At 60.8% G+C, this 21,566-nt stretch carries 20 protein-coding genes; 11 read left to right on the top strand and 9 right to left on the bottom strand.

Features of this window, described 5'->3' with window-relative positions:
- Position 1: 1 nt before the first annotated feature.
- The 5 genes from IG629_RS12165 to IG629_RS12145 all read right to left on the bottom strand — a co-directional run bounded on the left by IG629_RS12165 (position 2) and on the right by IG629_RS12145 (position 5,549).
- Positions 2–1,240 carry a class I SAM-dependent methyltransferase gene (locus IG629_RS12165; RefSeq protein ID WP_193172213.1) on the bottom strand — a complete coding sequence of 413 codons (1,239 nt, stop codon included), beginning with the start codon at positions 1,238–1,240 and terminating at the stop codon, positions 2–4.
- Between the two features lie 260 nt (positions 1,241–1,500).
- On the bottom strand, positions 1,501–2,832 hold the full coding sequence (locus IG629_RS12160) for a B12-binding domain-containing radical SAM protein (protein ID WP_193172212.1): 1,332 nt from the start codon (positions 2,830–2,832) through the stop codon (positions 1,501–1,503).
- Between the two features lie 234 nt (positions 2,833–3,066).
- Complete coding sequence (gene phnE, locus IG629_RS12155; protein ID WP_226886652.1) at positions 3,067–3,876, bottom strand: phosphonate ABC transporter, permease protein PhnE; 810 nt, start codon at positions 3,874–3,876, stop codon at positions 3,067–3,069.
- Positions 3,866–4,621, bottom strand: coding sequence for a phosphonate ABC transporter ATP-binding protein (locus tag IG629_RS12150; protein WP_193172211.1), 756 nt, complete (start codon positions 4,619–4,621; stop codon positions 3,866–3,868). Before IG629_RS12150 ends, phnE begins: the two co-directional genes overlap by 11 nt.
- A 64-nt stretch (positions 4,622–4,685) precedes the next feature.
- Entirely contained in the window at positions 4,686–5,549 is an 864-nt protein-coding gene (locus tag IG629_RS12145; protein ID WP_193172210.1) for a PhnD/SsuA/transferrin family substrate-binding protein, read from the bottom strand.
- Positions 5,550–5,730: 181 nt separating this feature from the next.
- Between IG629_RS12145 and IG629_RS12140 the strand changes: the two genes are divergently transcribed.
- Positions 5,731–6,378, top strand: coding sequence for a VOC family protein (locus IG629_RS12140; protein WP_193172209.1), 648 nt, complete (start codon positions 5,731–5,733; stop codon positions 6,376–6,378).
- On the opposite strand, the gene IG629_RS12135 is transcribed toward IG629_RS12140, so the two are convergent.
- Positions 6,375–7,013: a PAS domain-containing protein gene (locus tag IG629_RS12135; RefSeq protein WP_193172208.1), complete on the bottom strand. Its 639-nt coding sequence runs from the start codon at positions 7,011–7,013 to the stop codon at positions 6,375–6,377. The two genes, IG629_RS12140 and IG629_RS12135, sit on opposite strands and share 4 nt — an antisense overlap.
- 291 nt (positions 7,014–7,304) lie before the next feature.
- Here IG629_RS12135 and serA point away from each other — a divergent pair, with 291 nt between their 5' ends.
- Both serA and IG629_RS12125 read left to right on the top strand, forming a co-directional pair.
- Entirely contained in the window at positions 7,305–8,558 is a 1,254-nt protein-coding gene (gene serA / locus IG629_RS12130) for a phosphoglycerate dehydrogenase (RefSeq protein ID WP_193172207.1), read from the top strand.
- Positions 8,559–8,642: 84 nt separating this feature from the next.
- Complete coding sequence (locus IG629_RS12125; protein ID WP_193172206.1) at positions 8,643–9,341, top strand: DUF599 domain-containing protein; 699 nt, start codon at positions 8,643–8,645, stop codon at positions 9,339–9,341.
- Here IG629_RS12125 and IG629_RS12120 read toward each other — a convergent pair.
- Together IG629_RS12120 and IG629_RS12115 are read right to left on the bottom strand one after the other, a co-directional pair.
- Positions 9,338–11,377: an NADH:flavin oxidoreductase gene (locus tag IG629_RS12120; RefSeq protein ID WP_193172205.1), complete on the bottom strand. Its 2,040-nt coding sequence runs from the start codon at positions 11,375–11,377 to the stop codon at positions 9,338–9,340. The two genes, IG629_RS12125 and IG629_RS12120, sit on opposite strands and share 4 nt — an antisense overlap.
- Positions 11,378–11,464: 87 nt before the next feature.
- Positions 11,465–11,929: a flavodoxin family protein gene (locus tag IG629_RS12115; protein ID WP_193172204.1), complete on the bottom strand. Its 465-nt coding sequence runs from the start codon at positions 11,927–11,929 to the stop codon at positions 11,465–11,467.
- Between the two features lie 186 nt (positions 11,930–12,115).
- Between IG629_RS12115 and IG629_RS12110 the strand changes: the two genes are divergently transcribed.
- The 5 genes from IG629_RS12110 to IG629_RS12090 all read left to right on the top strand — a co-directional run bounded on the left by IG629_RS12110 (position 12,116) and on the right by IG629_RS12090 (position 18,146).
- Positions 12,116–12,889: an NADPH-dependent oxidoreductase gene (locus IG629_RS12110; RefSeq protein ID WP_193172203.1), complete on the top strand. Its 774-nt coding sequence runs from the start codon at positions 12,116–12,118 to the stop codon at positions 12,887–12,889.
- Between the two features lie 41 nt (positions 12,890–12,930).
- Positions 12,931–13,809, top strand: a complete 879-nt coding sequence (locus IG629_RS12105; RefSeq protein ID WP_193172202.1) for an isocitrate lyase/PEP mutase family protein — start codon at positions 12,931–12,933, stop codon at positions 13,807–13,809.
- Positions 13,810–14,168: 359 nt separating this feature from the next.
- Complete coding sequence (locus IG629_RS22950) at positions 14,169–16,175, top strand: PAS domain-containing sensor histidine kinase (RefSeq protein ID WP_193172201.1); 2,007 nt, start codon at positions 14,169–14,171, stop codon at positions 16,173–16,175.
- A 119-nt stretch (positions 16,176–16,294) separates the two neighbouring features.
- Positions 16,295–17,056 (top strand): TVP38/TMEM64 family protein, encoded by a 762-nt coding sequence (locus IG629_RS12095; RefSeq protein ID WP_319025070.1) that lies wholly within the window; start codon positions 16,295–16,297, stop codon positions 17,054–17,056.
- 109 nt (positions 17,057–17,165) lie between these two features.
- On the top strand, positions 17,166–18,146 hold the full coding sequence (locus IG629_RS12090) for a DUF2333 family protein (protein ID WP_193172200.1): 981 nt from the start codon (positions 17,166–17,168) through the stop codon (positions 18,144–18,146).
- A 24-nt stretch (positions 18,147–18,170) separates the two neighbouring features.
- On the opposite strand, the gene phaR is transcribed toward IG629_RS12090, so the two are convergent.
- Entirely contained in the window at positions 18,171–18,875 is a 705-nt protein-coding gene (gene phaR / locus IG629_RS12085; protein WP_193172199.1) for a polyhydroxyalkanoate synthesis repressor PhaR, read from the bottom strand.
- A gap of 246 nt (positions 18,876–19,121) precedes the next feature.
- Between phaR and IG629_RS22650 the strand changes: the two genes are divergently transcribed.
- The 3 genes from IG629_RS22650 to IG629_RS12075 all read left to right on the top strand — a co-directional run.
- On the top strand, positions 19,122–19,637 hold the full coding sequence (locus IG629_RS22650) for a hypothetical protein (RefSeq protein ID WP_226886651.1): 516 nt from the start codon (positions 19,122–19,124) through the stop codon (positions 19,635–19,637).
- Complete coding sequence (locus IG629_RS12080) at positions 19,549–20,712, top strand: alpha/beta fold hydrolase (protein WP_226886650.1); 1,164 nt, start codon at positions 19,549–19,551, stop codon at positions 20,710–20,712. Before IG629_RS22650 ends, IG629_RS12080 begins: the two co-directional genes overlap by 89 nt.
- Positions 20,709–21,566 (top strand): alpha-hydroxy acid oxidase (locus IG629_RS12075; RefSeq protein WP_193172198.1); only part of this gene is annotated, 858 nt, incomplete at its 3' end. The genes IG629_RS12080 and IG629_RS12075, both read left to right, overlap by 4 nt.

Here is a 21,566-nt window from a genome sequence, read left to right as displayed (position 1 = left end):
TCTAGCGCCTGGCAGCGTCCGGAACCGCGCGCAAGGCTGTCGGCATGTCGCGGTCATAGTCGCTGATATAGTCGCGTGTGAGCGGAACGGCTTCCTGATCGAGCGCGATCTGTACCTGAAACACCATGTGACCAAAGTGACGGAAGGAGAGTTCGGAGCTGATCAGGTAAAACTCCCACATCCTGCAGAAACGCTCGTCATAGAGTGCGGACATGGCGTCCCACTTGGCCATGAATCGGTCATGCCAATGGCGGATGGTTTCGGCATAGTGCAGGCGGAGGATTTCGATATCGGTCACCCAGAGCTGCTGCCGCTCGATCTCGGGCAGTACTTCGGACAATGCCGGTGAATAGCCGCCCGGGAAGATATAGCGGCGGATCCAGGGATTGGTGAAGCCCGGCCCGTCCTGGCGGCCGATGGAGTGCAACAGGGCGACACCGTCTTCCGTCAGAGTTCCGCGAACCTTCGAGAAGAAATCTCGGTATTGGTTGACGCCGACATGCTCGAACATGCCGACGGATACGATCCGATCGAATTTCTCCTCGATCAGGCGGTAATCCATCAACTCGAACCGGACACGGTCCGACAGGCCGGAAGCTTTGGCTCGGGCAACGGCACTCTTATGCTGCTCTTCCGAAAGGGTGACCCCGAGGACTTCGACATCCGCCATCCTCGCCAGGGCAATGGCGAGCCCGCCCCAGCCGCAGCCGATATCGAGTACCCGCTGTCCCGGTTTCAGCAGAAGCTTCGCCGCGATATGCCGGATCTTCGCTTCCTGCGCGGCGTCGAGACCGGTATCGGGTTGCGGGAAGTAAGCGCAGGAATACTGCCGTTGCGGATCGAGGAAGCTGTCATAAAGGGCGCCCGAGAGGTCGTAATGGTGAGCCACATTCTCGCGGGCGCGACTGATCGGGTTGTATTGCTGCAGCCCGCGCACCGCCCAGCTTATGGCGCCAAGCATGCGTTGCAGAGGCTGATCTTCAAGGCGCTGGTAATTCACCATGCCGATCTCGACAAGATCGTAGAGCCGGCCTTCTTCGATGCTTAGCCGGCCGTCCATGTATGCTTCGCCGAGAGCGAGCTGAGGATAAAGCGCAAGCTGCATGTCGGTCGTGCGGTCATGCACGCGGATCGTGACATCCGGTGCGCCCGATCCAACAGTCCGGCGCCGGTCGCCGGGTCCGATAATCGTGATCGTCCCGGTCTTTATCATCCGGGATAGAAGGTTTGCAAACAGCATCGGCCCGCCCCCACATTTACTGAAGAAGACGATGGTGTGGACCGTTGCGGTCAACCGATCCGAATCCCGCAATCTCTGAATTACACGGCCCGGTTATGGTTAAGAATGCGTCAGATCGCGGAAAATTTCAAATCGCCATATCGAATATAGGGAATTCCGGAATCGGAAATAGTCGCCACGCTGAGAACAGACGGCAGCACGGCTGACTTACGAGGACACCTCTTTTGGTCTACCCGTGCGTAAGACGTCTGTTCTGTTCCCTATGCTGCAAAGACATGCATATCCCGGCGCTTGAAATAGGAAACATAGTCAACGATCGTTGACTCGAGCATGGCACGCTCTTCCTGTGGCCGCACATCCGGCATGATGAAATCTTTAACCGGCTCGCGGCTGAAATCGTCCCAATGATCGCGCTCAAAGCGGCCTTCTTTGAGAAGTTGAGAGTAGTAGGGAGTTTCCGCGAGAGGTGAGAGAATGTTGAAATAGGGGATGCGAATACCTAGGTCCGCGATCATTTCCGGAAGCTTCTGGCGATACGCTTCGGTCTCGCCAGGCGATCCCATAATGAAGTAGCCGAGGATGTCGATCCCGTGCTTGGCGCAGTGGTTGGCAAATGTTTCGATATGCTTGTAGCGCTGGGCTTTCTTAAGATTCTGCAGGACTTTGTCGTCAAGGCTCTCGATACCGACATGCAGTCTTTTGCAGCCGGCAGCTGCGAGTTCGGCGATGACTTCCTCGCGCACCTCGACTGTGCCGCGTGCACTCCAGTCAATGTCGATGCCCCGTTCCGCAAGAACTTGGCTGATACCAACGACACGATTTTTACGGATGTTGAAGGCGTCGTCGAGAATATGGATTGAGGTTGCGCCATACTCCACCAAGTCTGCAAATTCTTCTGCGACCCGCTCCGGCGATTTGAAATTGAAGGTTTTCTGCTGAACATCGCAATAGATGCAGCTGAACGGACAACCCTTTGAGGTGAAGACTGGGAGCCGGAGGCGGCCCACATCGAACAGCAGATCGTCATTGTGTTCGATGTAATAGTCTTTTTTGTCGAGTAGGTGCCGCGCCGGCAGCGGCAGGGCATTTAGGTCGGCTTGACCGCCATCGAACACACCCTTTGGGCAGCCGTTGGCAAGCCATTTCGGAAAGGTAACTTCCGCATCGTCGATAAATACCGCATCCGCGCCCTGTTCGATTATATAGGCTGAACTTTTGGTCGCGTGCGGTCCACCGACCACTTTGACAGGGGCCGAACAGCGCTTGAGGATCTGCACCATCGACCATGCGCGATAGGTGACGACTGAGAGACCGAGAACATCGGGTGCAAAGGCCTCAATCTCATTGATTGTTTCTTCTAGCGTAAGGCCGCGGCTCGCTGCGTCCAGCACCTTGACCTCATAGCAGTCCGGGATGCAGGCGGCGATGCTCAGGACACCCAGCGGCATGTATTTGACGGCGCTGTTCTTGTAGAATTTGTCTGTTACCTTGTCCCGCACTTCCCCTTCATAGGGCATGACTGCGAGCAGGATTTTGCGGGGTCGGAGCCCAGGAAGCCAATTTACATTCGGGACCGTTTTAGTCCGGGACATAAGTATATTCCTTCTTCTTCCGGTCCGTAGCGGGTTCCAAGAATGCAACGCCGCTATCCTTGCAACCTTCTGGTGCGCGGAAAGCAATGCAAGGCAGATGCCAATACATCGTGAATCGAGACTAACAGAGACCGTGGATAAATAGTATTAACTTCAATAACTCCGGTTTACACAATTGACAGAAATCAAGAAACATTCAGGGGAAAAGGCGTGGATTATTAAGCGCAGGCCGCACTAGGCGATGCGGCGCCTCAGCCAGTCCGTCAATTGTTCCATTCCCAAAACGATCACGAAAATCGCGAGAATGATGGCGGAGGCCTTCGGGTATTGGAACAGCTCGAAGGCGGACTTCAGTTCCTGACCGATACCCCCGGCACCGACAATCCCGAGCACCACCGACGATCGCACTGCCAGTTCAAGACTGAACAGGCTGGTATTGATGAAGGACGGCATGCAGTCCGGCACCACGGCGGCGAACAGGATGTCGATCTTGCGGGCACCGCCGGCGTCGAGCGCCTCGCGGGATTGCCGGTCGGAATCCTCCATGGCTTCGGCGAAAAAGCGGCCGCAGAACCCGGCGGTATCCACGATGATGGTCAGGGTTCCGGCGACGGCGCCAAGGCCGACGGCGGAGACGAAGAACAATGCCCAGACCAGATCAGGCACCGTGCGGAACAGGGATACGACCATCCGTGCCGCCCAGCGGAAGGGTCCCAGCGGGGACAGTCCCATGGCGCCGCACCAGGCCAGGGGAAAGCTGACAAGGATGCCGAAGAATGTCCCGGCGAGCGCGATCTGAACGGTCTCGAGCAGTCGCATCGCCATCCGGCCAAGGAAGGCCGGGTCGGTTTCCGGCGGCAGCATCCTGTCGAGCAGGGAGCCCATTCGCGGCAGGGCCCCGGCCAACCGCTCCGGCGACGGAGTGACTTCTCCGATGGAAGCAACCAGCAGCGCGCCGAGAGCGACGGCGAGCGCGAAGCGCAGTGGATCAAGCCGGGCAATGCGGGGCATGACGGGTTTTTCCGTACGGATATCAGTCGCCATGGAACACGGGCTCCAGGTCTGCGGGTGTGAGGTCACTGCTGGCCGCGTCCAGCATCACCGTGCCGGCTTTCAGCGCGATGACCCGGTCCGCATAGGAAAGGGCGTGGTTCATGTCATGGCTGGTGAAGAGCAGGGTGCAGCCCCGCGCTCCGGCAAGCCGGTGGAACAGCGTCATGATGTCACTTCCGGCCGCTGGATCGAGACTTGCCGCGGGTTCGTCCGCGATGATCAGGGAGGGCTTGTGAACAATGGCGCGGGCAATGGCAACGCGCTGGGATTGCCCGCCGGAAAGCGTGTCGGCGCGGGCATCCCATTTCTCCCCGAGGCCGACCGCTTCGAGGGCTGCCCGGGCTTCTTCACGGACGGTATGCGGGGCAAGCATCTGGTGCCAGGCCCGCATACCGTGGCCCTGCCCGATATACCCGTTCACCACATTCGACAGTGCACTTGTGCGGCGGACCAGCCCGTGGAACTGGAAGACAAAGCCGAGCTGGCGGCGCAGCGCCTTCCGCTGGCGCGCGCTGGGACTGCCGGAAAATGTCTCGCCCAGAATCTCGACATCCCCGGCGCTCAGAGGAACAAGGCCGGCGAGGCAGCGCAGCAGGGTGGACTTGCCGGCGCCGTTGGCGCCGATCAGGGCGACGCGTTCACCCTGCCGGATATCGAGACTGACACCATTCAGGATAGGCATGCCGGGCGCGAAGCTCTTCTGCGCGTGGCGTACCTGGATTATAGATCCGGTCATGCAACGATGCCGCTGCACGGGCGCCGGAGACAGTGGGTCCCGGGCCCGTGCCTGGCAATTTCAATCAGTCGCCGACGAAGCTGGTGAAGCGCTCGACGCCGATGGTCTTGTACATGGAGCGGACATAGTCGTAGTCGGCATCGTTGACCGACGAGAGGAAGAAACCGCCACGATATTTCTGGTTGTCATCGCCCTTCAGCACGGCGGCCAGAAGGTCCTGTCCATCCTCTTCAAAGGCCTTGCGGACCTTTGCAACGAGGTTCTTGTCGAGCCCGGTGCGGGCGACGAGGATATCGTTCGGCAGATCGCGGCCGCGTGCGATCACGGTGAAAGCAACGTCCGGATAGGCTTTCCGGGCTTTTTGCAGATGGCCGAAATTCATCCCGATGGCGCTGAGGTCGCCGCGGATCAGGGCCTCGATGGCGACATTGCGGGAGATGATTTTCGGCTCGTAGTCGCGGCCGTAATCGAGGCCGAGATCGGCCAGCGCCTGTGCCGGGCCGAGATGTTGGGAAGTTGAGCCGACAGAGCCGAAGGAGATCACTTTGCCCTTGAGGTCGCTGACCTGTTTCACCGGCCCGGTCGCCAGCGTGACGATCTGGGCGAAGTAGTCGGGACGCTGCCAGGCGACAACGATTTCCGGCGTGGCCAGCTCCTTGATGACGACATATTCGGCCGGGCCGGTCAGCACGAAATCGACCTGGCCGGATTTCATCGCTTCCACGGCGGCCGTGCGGTTGCCGACCGGGAAGAGTTCAACGTCGAGACCCGTACTTTTCTCGATCGCTGCTTCGAAGGGACCGAATTCCTGTTGCAGGGCCTCGAGGCCTTCAATGTCGGTGACCGCGAGGCGGACAGTTTCACCCGCCTGTGCAATGGTCGGAAGAGAGATGGCCACGATCGCGGCCGCAAGGATCTTGCGCAACATCGGTAATGCCTCCAAATGTCGGGTTATCGCCCGGTTTGTCTGAACGTCCGACCTTATCGGAGGGGTATCTCTGCCTGATGTTGGGTCCGTGTCGTCTTGACGTCGGTTTGATGACGTTTTCATGTCGCGGCCAGATCGGCCGCTCTAAACGGTAAACTCGCCCCTCACCGGAGTGACTCTCATGCGCCTTGTTTTCGATCATCTCGCCGTTGTGGCCGCTGACCTTGAAGTCGGGACGGACTGGGCAAGGGAGCGGCTCGGCGTCGATATGAATGTTGGCGGCGCGCATCCTAAAATGGGCACCCACAACAGACTGACCCGGACCGGACCGGATAATTTCCTCGAAATCATCGCCATTGACCCGGAGCAGGCCGATCCGGGCAGGAAGCGCTGGTACCGGATGGACGATCCGGCGGTTCATGAAATGACGAAGACGGCGCTGCGGCCGCTTTCCTGGATTGTCGCGACGGACGATCTGGATGCCGTGCTTGGCGTGGCGCGTGACCTTGGTCTTGATCTCGGGGAGCCGGTTCAGGTCAGCAGGGGCGACCTGACATGGCGGCTTTCCGTCCGCGATGACGGAGATCTGCCGGAGGGCGGAACCCTGCCGGTCTTCATTCAATGGCCGGACGGGCCGCATCCGGCGGGTCGGATGCCGGATCTCGGCTTATCGATCTCGAAGCTTATTCTGCGCCACCCGGAGCCGGATCGCCTTGGCCGATTACTGTCCGCGCTTGGCGTTCGGGATATGGTTGAGCTTGAGGATGGTCAGGCGGGGATCGCGGCTGAAATTTCCCGGTTAGACGGACCACCGGTACTGATTGACTAGAGTGCGGGCGGCGCCAGCATCAGATCTCTTGGCACGAGATCCTCGAAACTCTCGTCGATGCCGAAGCCGAGATCTATCAGCTCGCGGTGGATGACCCAGGATTTGGTCAGGACAGGCCGGATCACTGAGATGCGCCGCGTACGGTCGATATCTTCATTGGCAAACAAGATGAAGCCATCGATGTCCGGTTCGTCCGATAGTAGCGGGAAAGCGCATGCTTCAGCGCGGCGTTCCTCGCCATTGTCGTATTTCTGAAGCAGTTCCGCCCTGAAAGCACAGGGGAAGCTGACGGCCATGTCCATCGATTTCATGGCGCAGCTACGGCGTGCCGGATCAACAAGATCGTAATAGTCGGTGCCAACCAGCTTTTGAGCGAAACGCTCCCGGATACTCTCTCCTGCGATACGGAAAGTGCAGGCTGAGCCGAGCGTCACGGCCCCAAGTGCGGTATTTGCCATGACGGGGCCGAAGCTGGAAATATCCAGCCCGTTCTTGGCGGGGATTTTGCCCCCGTTATTCTGCATCAGCTTGGCATATCCCGTTGCGAGAAGCGTGCAGCTCCGTGTCACGAAACTCGGAAGCGCATCGTTCATGTCTGCATGATGGCCGGGTTTGTGCGAGATCCAGCGCGGCATGTGTGACTTCCCCTTTCACCGCAGGACAGCTCCGTCCCCCGACGGAAATGCAGCTTCACTGCCCACGTTACTGTCGAGCTGAAGACTTTCGAATTCGTAAACGACGGATTTCGACAATGCAGAATCCGTACCGGTTTTCGGGGTGCCTGGTTTCTTTCCTCGTCGCGACGAGGCGGTGCCTTGCGATTCGGCCGGGGTCGCTATATCTGTAGCGCCGCCGCCGCGCTGCAGTGCGATCAAGCGCATTGAGCACGCGAGGGGCATCTGAAACCCACCCGGACCCGCGCCAGAATGAGCAAGATCCAGAATCCGTCCCTGCCGAAAGACAAGATCAAGTTCCTGCTGCTTGAGGGCATCTCAGAGACTGCAATACGGCAGCTTGAGCTTGCCGGATATCCGTGTATCGAGCGGCAGGCGAAGGCACTTGAGGAAGAGGCGCTGAAAGCTGCGCTAAAGGATGTCAGGCTGCTCGGTATCCGCTCCCGTACAAAAATGACGGAAAGCGTATTCGCATCGACGGACAAGCTGATCGCGCTGGGCTGTTTCTCGGTTGGTACAAATCAGGTCGATCTGGAAGCGGCGAAGCGGAAGGGTATTCCTGTCTTCAATGCGCCGTTTTCGAACACCCGCAGTGTCGCGGAACTGACCATTGCTGAAATCGTCATGCTGTTCCGGAGGGTGTTCCCGCGGTCGGTCGCGGCGCATGAGAGCCGCTGGGAGAAATCGGCGGCCGGCAGCCGGGAGATCAGGGGCAAGACTCTCGGGATCGTCGGATACGGCAATATCGGCACCCAGCTGGCGAATCTTGCCGAGGCGATGGGCATGCGGGTGATCTATTTCGATCGCACCGACAAGCTGAGCCACGGCAATGTGGAGCCGGCAGCCAGCCTGGACGAGTTGCTGGAAGCGTCCGACGTGGTTTCCCTGCACCTGCCGGAAACCCCGGAAACCAAGGACATGATTGGCGCGCGCGAAATCGCCAAGATGAAGCCGGGCGCCTATCTCATCAACAATGCCCGTGGCACCATTCTGGATGTGGACGCGCTGGCGGCGGCTCTGAAGAGCGGGCATCTCGCCGGTGCGGCGGTGGATGTGTTCCCGACAGAGCCGAAATCGAACGCGGACCCGTTCCAGTCCCCGCTGCAGGGGCTCGACAACGTGATCCTGACACCGCATGTCGGCGGCTCGACCGAGGAAGCGCAGGAGCGTATCGGAGAGGAAGTTATCCGCAAGATGATCGAATATTCCGATGTAGGCTCGACCGCCGGTGCGGTGAACTTTCCGGAAGTACAGCTTCCGCCGCGTCCGGCCGGCACCCGCTTCATCCAGGTGCAGCGCAATCTGCCGGGCGAACTCGGGCGGCTGAACGATGTGTTTGCGGCCCACAATATCAACATCGCGGCCCAGCATTACCAGACGGACGGTGAGATCGGGTATGTCGTGCTCGACGCGGAGGGGCATGTTCCCGAGGCGGACAAGGTGATCCGCGCCGTTCGTGCGCTTGAGGGCACGATCCGCGCCCGGGTGCTTAACCGGGTTCGCTGAACCCGCTGCCTGGCGGTTCGCCTGCGGCTGCTTGGTGTCCCGATACTGGCAGGATAGACTGGTATCGGGGACGGGGAGTCTGGAATGGCGTCACTCTTGGACATGCTGCGGCGCGACGATCTGGTCGCGCTGGCGATTTTCATAGCCTGCTGGCTTGGCTACGAGACCTTCGTGGCGCTCAGGATCAAGCGTGGGCACGGTCTGCCGGCGGCCATGCAGGCCTGGCGGCGGGACTGGTTCGAGGCCTCCGCGACCCGGGAAAACCGGATCATCGATATCCAGATCCTGCGCTCGCTTGCCGGGAACTCGGCCTTCATGGCCTCGACCAGCATTTTCGTGGTTGGCGGCCTCGCTGCCGTCTTCGGGGCGTCTGAACAGGCCGTCGCGGTACTGAACCAGTTTCGTTTTCTTGTCGAAACAAGTCAGGACCGGTTCGGTCTGAAGATTGCCTTGCTGATCTTCATTTTCACCAATGCCTTCTTCCGGCTGGCCTGGTCCATCAGGCTGCACAACAACGCGGCCGTGGTGCTCGGTGCGATCCCGCAGCCGGAAATCGAGGATCTGCGTGAGGTCGGTCGTGAACGGGCCGGGGTTGCGGCCGAACTCGCGAGCCTGGCTGCCCGGCATTACAACGGCGGTGTACACTCCTATTATTTCGGCCTCGCGGTCTGCACATGGTTCGTGCATCCCTTCGCCTTCATCGCCGCCTCGCTCTGGGTCGTCGCGGTCCTGCATCGCCGGGAATTCCGCTCCCGGGCCCTGCGCACGGTGCGTCGGGACTAGAGGTCCTTGGCGAAGCGCAAGCCGTCATAGATCGATGCGTGGATATTGCGGGAGGCGACTGCGTCTCCGATCCGGGCCAATGTGAAACCGGCGTCCGGATTGCGTGCCGGGAAGGCGTCCTCGCCCCTGATCAGGGCCTTGTAATCCACGGCACCGAGATTGCGCGACTGCGGCTTCAGATCGAAATAAAGTTCGTCCATCGGCAGCGTGCCATGTTCGATCACGACATGATCGACGGCGCGGGTCTCCGTCCGCTCGCCGTAATCCGAGCCGAGCGTGGCTACAAGTTCGTTCCCGTTCCGAGAGACGCCGATCAGCCGCATGTTGATGGTGATACGGCTGGCCGACTGATGCAGCGCCTTGGCATAGGCGACATGATTGAGGCCGCCGATTTCCGGCGCGAAAAAGCGCTCCGGCGTGACGATCTCGACTTCCGCACCCTTCTCGATCAGCATTTCCGCCGCCTGCATGCCGGGATGACCGCCATTATCGTCAAAGACCAGCACCCGGCCGGTTGCCGAAAGATCGCCTGACAACACATCCCAGCTCGAATGCACCAACGCGTTGCCTTCTTCGAGGATTTCCGTGTTCGGCAGACCGCCGGTGGCGATAAAGACGAAATCCGGTTCTTCCGCCAAAACGTCCGCCGCTTCGGCGTAGGTATTGAAGCTGATCTGGACCCCGGCCGCCTCAAGCTGTGCCAGACGCCAGTCGACAATGCCGATCAGCTCGGACCTGCGCCGGCTCTGCGCCGCCAGCCGGACCTGGCCGCCTGCATCCGGCGCGGCTTCGAAAACATGGACATGATGCCCTCGCGCGGCGGCGACCCGAGCGGCTTCAAGGCCGGCTGGACCTGCGCCAACCACGGTGATGCGCTTGCGCGGTCCTTCCGTTGGCGAAATGATCTGCGGCATGGTCAGCTCGCGCCCCGTCGCCGCGTTGTGGATGCAAAGCGCTTCGTGCCCTTCGTAGATCCGGTCGAGGCAATAGGTGGCGCCGACACAGGGCCGGATATCGTGCTCGCGGCCCTGGCTCAGCTTCAGGGCGATATGCGGGTCTGCGATATGGGCGCGGGTCATGCCGACCATATCGAGCTTGCCCTCGGCCACGGCATGCCGGGCAGTGGCGACATCCGCGATCCGGGCGGCATGGAAGACCGGGAACCTGGTCTCGGACCGGACCTCGCCGGCGAAATCGAGATGCGGGGATGCCGGCATGCCCTGGACCGGGATGACGTTCGACAATGCCGCATCGCTGTCGATATGGCCCCGGATGACATTGAGGAAGTCGACCTGACCGGTGCCGACCAGCCGGCGGCAGATCTCTATTCCCTCGTCCTTTGAAATCCCCTTGTCCCATTGCTCGTCCGCGACCAGGCGAAGGCCGACAATGAAATCGGCGCCGACCCGGTCGCGGATGCTGTCGAGGACCCGGCGGGTGAAGCGCAGCCGATTGTCGAGGCTGCCATTATGCTCGTCTTCGCGGAAATTCGTCGCCGGTGACCAGAAGCCGTCGAGCAGATGCCCGTAGGCTTCCAGCTCGATACCGTCGAGGCCTGCGGCCTGCATTCGTTCGGCGGCCGTCGCGTAATCCTCGGCAATGCGGTCGAGATCCCAGTCCTCGGCTTCTTTCGGAAAGGCCCGGTGGGCCGGCTCGCGCACTGGGGACGGGGCGAGGACGGGCAGCCAGTCCGCCTTGTTCCAGTTGGTGCGCCGGCCAAGATGGGTGATCTGGATCATCACGGCGGTGCCGTATTCGTGGCAGTCGTCGGCAATGCGTTTCAGATGCGGAACGATCTCGTCGCGATAGGCATGCAGGTTGCCGAAGGCGGCCGGGCTGTCTTCGGAGACGAGGGCGGACCCCGCCGTCATTGTCATGGCGATGCCGCCCTTGGCCTTTTCCAGATGATAGAGCCGGTAACGGTCGGTCGGCAGGCCGTCCTCAGAATAGGCGGGCTCGTGCGCCGTGGACATCAGCCGGTTGCGCAGGGTCAGGTGCTTGAGCTGGAAAGGCTGCAGCAGGGGATCTCGGGTCATCGGCATCTCCGAGGAGAGAGGGCGGGAGCAATCAGGCTAGCAGGTTGATGCGCATGTAAATGCTTCACGGCGACATGAATGCCGTTCCTAGAAAATTCCGGCCTCCAGCCCGGCAGACATGCCGGCACCGAGATCGCGGCATTCCTCGATGAAGCGCGGATCGAACGTGCCGCGGCAGACCAGCGGTTCCTGAACCGCGCGCCAGCGCAGACCGGTTGTGATCGATTGTACTGCCCGGCAGGTGCCGGTGCCGTCATGCCCGGCGCGCACGAAAAGCGCATAGGGCAGGCCCTGGGTTTCCTCCAGGCAGGGATAATAGATCCGGTCGAAAAAGTCCTTCAGCGCCCCGCTCATGTAGCCGAGATTTTCGGTCGTTCCGAGGATCATGGCATCGGCGGAGAGGACGGCATCAGGGCCGGTATCGAATGGTGAGAGGCAGGTCACGTTCACACTGCCGTCGCCGGCTTCCTCGGCACCGCTGCGAACCGCATCAAGAAGGGTGCGTGTGTTTTCGGACGGAGCGTGCGCGACGATGAGAAGTGATTTGCCCATTCGCCAACGGTAGCAAATCCGCAACGTGGTGCACGCTGCTTATTCTTGCCGATGGGGAACCGCTGGAATTCCGGTGTTCAGCCCCACATTGTGGCAGGGCCGCTTGCAGCCCTGCGGCGACCGGGTAGAGTTGCCGCCAACAGACGCAGCCGAGGCTGCGCGATCGGAACCGGAGAAACACCGCCAATGCCCGACAGCCAGAACATCCCTTCGAACGATGTGATCGAAACGCTCCTGAACCGGGTCAGCGTTCGCAAATACACCGACCAGCCGGTCAGCGAGGAGATGATCGATACGATCCTGAAGACTGCGTTCAGGGCGCCGACTTCCTCGAATATCCAGACTTATAGCGTTGTCGTGGTCCGCGATCAGGAACGGCGCGATGCATTGATGGCGGCGTGCGGCAATCAGCGACATATCGGCACAGCGCCGGTCTTCCTGGCCTTCTGCGCGGATCTTACCCGGATCGAGGATGCTCTGGTCCGCAACGGACACAACATCGACAGCAACAATCTGGAAACCGGCCTGGTGTCCGCCCTCGATGCCGGGCTGGTCGGCATGTCCGCCTATCTGGTGGCGGACAGCCTGGGCCTCAAAGGCGTGATGATCGGTGGTGCCCGCAACAAACCGGTCGAAGTCGCCCGGATTCTCGGTCTGCCGCCGCGAGTCTTCTGCGTTTTTGGCATGTGTCTCGGCTGGCCCGGGGAAGCTCCGGCGCAGAAGCCGCGCATGGATTACGACGGTCTGGTGCATTTCGAACAGTATGGCAAAAGCCGGAGTGGCGCCGACGCAACGGCAATCGTGGACAGCTACGATGGTGCGCTGGCGAAGCATTATCGCTCCCAGGGCCGGGAGACCACCGACGCGTCATGGTCCGATGATATGGACAAGAAATTCTCTCCGCCGCTTCGCGACGATCTGCGCGAGCGGCTGAAGGAACTCGGATTCGATTTCCGCTAGAGCGGGTTAACCGCCGGACGGACTGAAAGGGAGGACTGAACTTGGACTGGAAAGATCGCCGGCGCCGGTTTCGCGGCGTTATCGAGGGTGAGCGGTGCATCCGGCCCGGCTCCGTGCATGATGCGCTGTCCGCCCGGATCGCCCAGGATCTCGGCTTCGAGGCCGGAATGCTTGGCGGCTCCGTCGCCTCGCTCGCGGTTCTCGGTGCGCCGGACGTGATGGTGCTTACCTTGTCCGAGCTTGCCGGGCTGGTGCTGCGGATCAATCGTGCTGGCGACCTGCCGCTGATGATCGATGCGGATCATGGCTTCGGCAATGCGCTGAATGTCCGCCGTACGGTGGAGGAACTGGAGACGGCGGGTGCCGCCGGTCTCTCGATCGAGGATACGGACCTGCCCGAGCCATATGGCAGTGATGGAAAGGCGCGGTTGCTCAGCCTTGAGGAAGGCGTCGGCAAGATGCGCGCCGCGCTCGCCGGCCGGCAGGACCCCGATCTCGTCATTGCCGGGCGGACCAGTGCGGCAAGCATCAATGGGGTTGCGGATGCCATTGAGCGGGCGAAGGCGTACGAAGAAGTCGGTGTCGATGTCATCTTCCTGATCGGCATCAAGACCCGGGCCGATCTCGATGCGGTTGCCGGGGCGGTAAACCGCCCGCTGATCATCGGCGGTGTGCCGCCGGAGCTGGACGACTGGGATTATCTCTCGGCGCGCGGCGTCCGCATTGCCCTTCAGGGGCACCAGCCGATCGCCGCGGCGGTTGCCGCCGTCGAGGCAACGCTGCGCGCGCTGCGGGACGGCTGTCATCCGTCCGAAATCAAAACACCTCTGGCATCGTCTGACCTGATGAAGCGTCTGACCCGTGCGGACAGTTATGAAGAGATGTCGGAGCGGACGCTGGGCCGGATTTCGGACGCCTGACGGGGACGAAAAGCCGAAGCATTACAGCGATTCGGGCCCGATGCGGAATTGGCCGGGAAAGTTCGATGATTATCTATACGCGAAGGCCTTGATCCCGTCGTCTTCGCGAGGGTTCGGTGAAATTGGCTGTATGGAAACAGTTTTCACGGAAATTTTTTTAGAAAATGAAGTGTCTTTACAAATATTTAACGTTTCTGGAGTCGGGGCTGTCTGCCGCAGTGCCCGGCAATGAGCATAACAGCCGCAGGTAGGATTGAAAAAAGTAGGCAATGCGCGGATTTCCTTCGAACATGGAATAGGTCACTCTGCTTTCTCCGATGACGTAATCTGAGACCTGTGACTGGCGACTTGATTTGGTAGTGAACACCAAAAACCGCTCAATCGACGATGCGGGGGAGACAGTCACGGCGATGCTGGACAGCGGATTTGCCGCGGCCATTCCGTCGGAATTTCGTGGGTCCGATCTCGGCGTTCTGCGCCGCACGCCCGGCTTCGAGGCGGTGCTCGAGGATCTCAATGTCCGCACCCTCGAAGAGGTCGATCCGGGCTACCTTTCCCTGCTGAAGTCGGTTCTCGCCAGCGGGGAGAATCGTAGCCGCAATCTTCGGGCGCATGCGGGAGAGCGCGAGCGCTTTCTGCGTATCGATGCATATCCGATACGCGACACGGAGGGGGCGGTCTCCGGGGTCGCTGTCGTGGCGACGGACAATGCTTCGGCGGCACGCCGGGAGAAAACGGTTTTGCGTAACCTGGAGCTGGAACGCTCGAGGTTCGACGATTACCCGGTCGGCACCACGGATGAAGACTGGACCGGTGCCCGGCGGGTGCTCGAACGGCTGAAGCGGGACGGTCACACCGATATCCCGGCCTATGTCAGGGCGAATCCTGAGATCCTGGTGGATCTTGCCGATGGTGCGCGGATCGTCGACCTCAACGAGGCGGCGGTAAAGACATACAACGCGCCGGACAAGCGGACCCTGATCGAGCATTTCAACCAGGCCCCCGATCTTTCTTCCTATAATCCTGAAACCGGGCTCTCCGACATCTTTGTTGAGTTGCTCACGCGTTTCTTTGCTGGCGAGACCAAGGTCGTTGTCGAGGGCTGGGACACGACATTTGATGGACGGGATGTCTATCTTCGGACCAGTACCAGCATCATGCCCGGCTTCGAGGAGAGCTGGGGTTGGGTGTTGCAGACTGTGGAGGACATCACCGATCGCAAGGAGATCGAGGATCAGCTCCGCAAGGCGCAGGAGCGGTACGAGCTTGCGGTCGAAGGCGCGCGCGACGGGCTGTGGGACTGGAACCTGGCTGGCAACGAGTTCTTTGCCTCGGCGCAGATGTGCCGAACGGTGGGGTGGGGCGAGGAATCCCGCACCATGCCGGGCCGGTCCGCCGATTCCTACATTCATCCGGAGCACCGGAGGGCGGCACGCCGCGCCATGATGCGGAAGCTGCGCGAGGGCGCGGACAGTTTTTCACTGGAATACCGGATCGAGGACCGTGACGGGGAACCGGTCTGGGTTTCCAATCATTTTCGGGTGGTTCGCGACGCGGCCGGACGGGTCGCGCGCATGGCCGGCTCGGTCACCGAGGTCACGGCGCGCAAGAAACACGAAGACGAGCTGCGCGCGGCCAAGGAGCAGGCCGAGCTCGCCAATCGGGCCAAGTCCGAATTCCTCGCCAATATGAGCCACGAGCTGCGCACGCCGCTGAACGCGATCCTCGGATTCTCGCAAACGATTGCATCGGAAATGTTCGGGGCACTCTCGAACGATCGGTACAAGGAATATGCAGGCGATATCAACAGCAGCGCGGTGCATCTTCTGGAGCTGATCAACGACATTCTCGATATGGCCAAGATCGAGGCGAACGAGTTCATTGTCTCCGACGATCTGTTCGACGCTATCTCGGCGGTCGACCGCTGCGTCCGCTTCATGAGTGAGCGGGCGGCTCGTAAGCAAATCGAAATTGCGGTCTCCATCGATGCGAAGCGGCTTGCGGTCGAAGCCGATCAGCGGATGTTCCGCCAGATTTTGCTTAACCTGCTGTCCAATGCGGTGAAATTCACCGATGAGGGCGGAAAGGTCTGGGTTGAGGGCGGAGAAATCGTCGACGGCCATCTGGAATTCCGCGTCGGCGATACCGGGATTGGCATGGCCCCGGAGGATATCGAGGTCGCGCTGACGCCGTTCGGCCAGGTCGGCAAAGGCCGGCTGGTGGCGCAGGAAGGCTCCGGCCTCGGCCTGTCCATCGTTTCCCGCCTGATCGAACTGCATCAGGGAAGCCTGAGTATCAATAGTGAGATCGGCAAGGGAACGCTTGTGACATTGCGGTTTCCGGAGAGCCGGTTGCGTCAGATCTGAAGACGCATCCTGTGCCGGATCGCGGATCGGTCACGCTGGTGTGAAATCCTTTCATGTGCGGAATCATGCCGCGTAGATTACCTCCAGACCTGATCGAACAAGCAGATGCGAGGATTCAGGTGGTTGAGGAAACCGGGGTAAGCGGCGTGGAGAACAGCGACGGGGCGCAAGCCAATGGCGGTAAACGCGGCTGGGCTTCGCGTATGGCGCCGGTTCTCGGTCTCGTGCTCGCCATGGCTCTGTTTTTCGGCCTTGGTCTCGACCGTTATGTCAGCCTGGAGCTGCTGCGGGATAACCGGGAACTGCTGACCGGTTTCGTTGCGGACCATTATCTGCTGGCGGCGTTGGCTTTCATTGTCCTCTATGCCGTTGTCACCGGGCTTTCCGTGCCGGGGGCGGCTGTGTTGACGCTGAGTGGCGGCTTCCTCTTCGGGACTATCGGCGGCACAGCCTATGCAGTGATCGGCGCGACGATTGGTGCGACGGCGATTTTCTGGGCCGCGCGGACGGCTTTTGGCGACGCGCTGCGGGCCCGGGCCGGCAAGGCGATCGGCCTGATGCGTGAAGGTTTCCGCCGGGATGCCTTCAACTATCTGCTGTTTCTCCGGCTGGTGCCGGCATTCCCGTTCTTTATCGTCAACCTGGTGCCCGCCTTCCTCGGTGTGTCCACCCGTACGTACATTCTGGCAACCGTCATTGGCATCATTCCTGGCGGGTTCGTGTTCGCGACTGTCGGCGCGGGCCTCGGCAGCATCTTCGATCAGGAAGGTGAAATCGGCCTCGGAGATATCATGACCCCGGAAATTATCCTCGCCATGGTCGGGCTTGGACTGCTGGCGCTGGTGCCTGTTGCCGCCAAGCGCTTCCTTCGCCGCCGCTAGATCGGCTCAGCGCCGTCCCGCCTCGCAAAGCTTCGTTTCCTCAATTCGATTGCGCTCTCTCCGTAACATTCCCATGTTAGACGGGACTTCTGACCGACGGAAATGAGTGATGGCGCAAAAGCACGATCTGAACTGGGACGACGATACTCCGGCACAGCGGCGCGCGATTGCGCCCTGGATAGCGCGCGTTGGCGGGTACGGGATCGGGCTTCTGATCGTCGCCATTGTGGCCTACTACCTGATCGGGATGGTTCTGACGCACCGGATCTCCGACGATGTCGACCAGGCATTGAGCGAGACGACGCCGGGTTCCAGCCGGGCCGTGCAGATGGCGGCGGATCTGATATATCGCGAGACGGAGCAGAACAGCTGGGTCGCCAATAACCCGTTCTTCCTGCCCGGCTACATGCTCGATAACATGCCGAATTTCCAGCAGGGCATCATCTATGCGATCAGCCGTTTCGCCATCGAAATGTCGGATCAGCTTGGCCGGACACGCGCTTCCAGCGAAGTCGACAAGGATCTGGAAGATGCTGCTGGGAAGCTGAAGTTCCCGGGCACCATCTGGCTGTTTGATTTCGAAACCTCCTGGGCGCCGACCACTCCCGCGGAAAAGCAATATGCAGCCGCCCGCCGCGCACTGATTGCCTATAACCAGCGGCTGGCCGCCGGTGACGCCACGTTCGAGAAGCGTTCCGACAATCTGCAGGCCACGCTGGAGCGGATGACGGCCGATCTCGGCTCATCCTCGGCGATTATCGACCAGCATCTGACACATGCCGGCGGCTGGGGCATGGATACCAAGGTGGACGACATCTTCTACAACGTGAAAGGCCGCCTTTATGGCTATTACATGTTGTTGCGGGAGCTGGGCGTCGATTTCGACCGGGTGATCCAGGATCGTGACCTCGGATCGGCCTGGAACCAGATGCTTGCGTCCATGCGTGCGGCCGCCGCGCTCGACCCGCTGGTGATCATGAACGGGGCGCCGGACGGCCTGTTTTTCCCGAGCCATCTCTCGGTGCAGGGCTTTTACCTGCTGCGGGCCCGAACGCAGCTGCGTGAGATCACCAATATCTTGCAGAAGTAGCCAAAAACAAAGGCGGGCAGCGGCTCAGCTGTCGTCCTTGTCGTCTTTCTTCGACGGTTGCGCGGCCACATTGCCCGTGCTGAGGGCGGTTAGCTGCTGCTGCAACTGCACAACCTGCTCCTGCAGCGACTGCAGGGCATCGACCGCGCCCTTGGCCGGATCCGTGGCCGGGCTTGCAGGTTTGGCCTCAGGCGTCCCGTTATCTTCGCTATCCTGCGACCGGTAGGGGTTGAACATGCCCATGGTCTTCTCGAGCATGGCCATGTTCTGCTTGCCCATTTCCTCGAAATTGGAGAACGGGAACATGCCGCCGAGTGCTTCCTGCATGTAATCGCGGGTGCGATCCTGATCTTTGGTGAAGGCCGCCATCGCGAACTCGAGATAGCGCGGAACCACCATCTGCAGATTGTCGCCATAGAAACCGATGAGTTGGCGCAAGAAGCTGATAGGCAACATGTTTTGGCCTTTGCTCTCTTCCTCGACGATGATCTGCGTCAGGACCGGCCGGGTGATGTCCTCGCCTGTCTTGGCGTCGTAGACGACGAAATCCTGGCCGTCCTTGACCATCTGGCACAGGTGATCGAGCGTCACGTAGCTGCTGGTCGCCGTGTTGTAGAGACGTCGGTTCGCATACTTCTTGATGGTAATGACCCCGGCGGTCGCCTCGGCAGCCCCCTCCGTTCCCGTTTCCGGATTATTCTGGGACGCCTTTTTGCGTTGAGTTGCCATGCCGGTTTCCCCTTGCTTCCACCCTTGTGACCGTGTCCGGTTCCGGATTCACGGTATTCGGCGATATTGCATCGCACAGTGAAAAGCGTATTCGGAAAATCCTTCGTTGCAATGCGAAATATTGCGATGATCTTTCCGGTCATTGAAATTTTCTCACAGAGATTGCGGAAATCGCCCGTCCCGTTCAGATTTGGCAGGTGATGAAGGTGCCCTTAAAACCGGCGGAAAATTGGTGCTCAAGGAACGATGTCGAAGCAGGTCGACTACGATGCGCTGGCCCACAGCTTTCTTGATCTCTGGCAGGATCAGGCAACCCGTATGGCCCGCGACCCTGAAATGCGGACATTTGCCGAGCAGTGGATGGCTCTGTTCATGCCGTTCGCCCAAACGCCGGCAGAGCCGGACGGTGCTGCCGGAAGGGAGCATGACGGGTTTTCACCGGATTACCGGGCAGGCGGTGCAAGCCGGGCACATGGTGCCGGCCGGGCCGCAGCAGCCGGCCCCGGCGAAATAGGAGAGACACGCGGTGTCGATGAAGGACCCGAAGCCAGAGAATCCGGAGCGTCCGCCGAGACTGGGGCCGCGCCCGTTGCCGCTGTACCTGACGACCGCGATGCTGAACTGGAGCGGCTCGCGGCTCGCGTCAGAGAGCTTGAGGAGCGGCTTGCCTCCCTTGAATCCCGGCCTCGAGACACTGCAGCGGGATCTGGAACGCCAACTGAAAGACAGCGCCGCGGAGACAGCCGGAAACGGCGCTCCTGAATCCTCCGGGAATGGGGATGAGGCGAAGACCTGGAATGCCTTCGTCGCCGCCGTCGACCAGGCAATCCTGGAACGCAGTCAGGATTTGCTCGATGCGGTCCTGATGTATCGCCGGCATCCTTACGTTCGCGAAACCGAACCCGCGCCCGTGGCCTGGCGGGCCGGGAATACAGCGCTTCTGGATTACGGAACGCGGAATCTCGACGGCCCGCCGGTTCTCGTCGTCCCGTCGCTGATCAATCGCTATTACATCCTCGATCTCAGATCCGACCAGTCGTTTCTCCGCTATCTGGAAAGTCGCGGTTTCCGGCCTTTCGTGGTGGACTGGGACCGACCGGGGCCGAGCGAGGCCCGGTTTACCCTGACCGATTATGTCGCCGGCCGCCTGGACCAGGCTCTTGATGCTGTCCGGGCAATTACGGGAAAACCGCCGATCGTGCTCGGCTATTGCATGGGCGGGTTGCTTGCCCTGGCGCTGGCAACCCGGCGTCAGGCCGATATCAGGGCGCTTGGACTGCTGGCAACCCCATGGGATTTTGCCGCCGGCGCGCCACCCGTTGCTGCGCTCCTGCCACTTATGAGGCCATTCCTGACGGCAACCTCTGACAGGGGGCACGAGGTCGGGACCGATTTGCTGCAGGCATTGTTCCACATGCTGGATCCGATGTTGGTCATAAAGAAGTTTCTGCGTTTCCGGTCTCTGGATGCCGATGGTGCCGAAGCGATTGATTTCGTTGCGCTCGAGGACTGGCTGAATGACGGGGTGCCGTTGATGGGGCCGGTCGCGGCCGAGGCATTTCTTGAATGGTACGGCGCGAACACGACTGCGCAGCTGCAATGGAAGATTGCCGGGCGTACGGTCGACCCTGCCGATATCAGTCTGCCGACCGCAATTATTATTCCGTCGCGGGACAGGATCGTTCCGCCGCCCTCGGCCGAAGCGCTGGCGGCGGCTTTGCCGCATGCCGAAACTTTGCGTGTGCCGCTCGGTCATGTGGGCATGATGGCAAGTTCGAATGCCAAGAAAGCGGTCTGGGAACCGCTCGGGGCTTGGATGGAGGAGACAATAAAATGAGTAGCGTGGTGTCCGGCATGAATGAGGCGGACAATACAGATCCCTCGGAACGATTCTTGTGTCTGCACGAGATCGTCGAGGCGGCGGAGCAGGCGTTGAGCCAGAATATCTGGAACTATCTGCGCGGCGCGACCGAGACCGAGACGACGATGAAACGGAACCGCCAGGCGTTGGACAGCGTGGCCTTCCGGCCACGGGTTCTGAATGACATGCGTGAAGTCGCGGTCGGCGGCCGTTTGCTTGGCAAGGATCTGGCCCTGCCGGTCCTGCTGGCGCCGGTCGGCTCGCTGGAGAGCTTCGAGCCCGGCGGCGGCAAGACCGCGATGCGGGCGGCGGCGGAATTCGGCAATGCCCTGATGCTGAGCAATGTCGGCTCTATTCCGATTGAGGACGTCGCTGCCGAGGCCGACGGATTATTGATCTCCGCCCTCTACAAGCGCGGCGACGATGGCTGGCTTGATGAGCAGGTGCAGCGGGCGAAGGATGCCAGGTGTTTTGCGGTCTCGCTGACCGTCGACAGCGCCTATTACAGTCGGCGCGAGCGGGATATTGCCGCCCGTTTCGTCAAGCCGTGGCGCGCCGGTGCCGGCGCGGATTGGCAGGCGGCTCTCAACTGGAAAGACGTGGAGCGCTTCAAGGAGCGGTATGACATTCCGCTGATCCTGAAGGGAATTGCCACGGCAGAGGATGCTGTCATGGCCGTCGAGCGTGGCGTGGACGTGGTCTATGTCTCCAATCACGGCGGACGCCAGCTCGACCATGGTCGCGGGTCGCTCGATGTTCTGCCGGAGGTGGTGGACGCGGTTGCCGGGCGGGCCGAGATCGTCGTCGACGGCTCGATCCAGCGCGGCACG

It is taken from the genome of Nisaea nitritireducens, from assembly GCF_014904795.1.
In the GTDB taxonomy this organism is placed as follows: domain Bacteria; phylum Pseudomonadota; class Alphaproteobacteria; order Thalassobaculales; family Thalassobaculaceae; genus Nisaea; species Nisaea nitritireducens.
The sequence above is the reverse complement of the archived record's forward strand: the minus strand, read 5'-3'. Positions and strand labels throughout refer to the sequence as shown.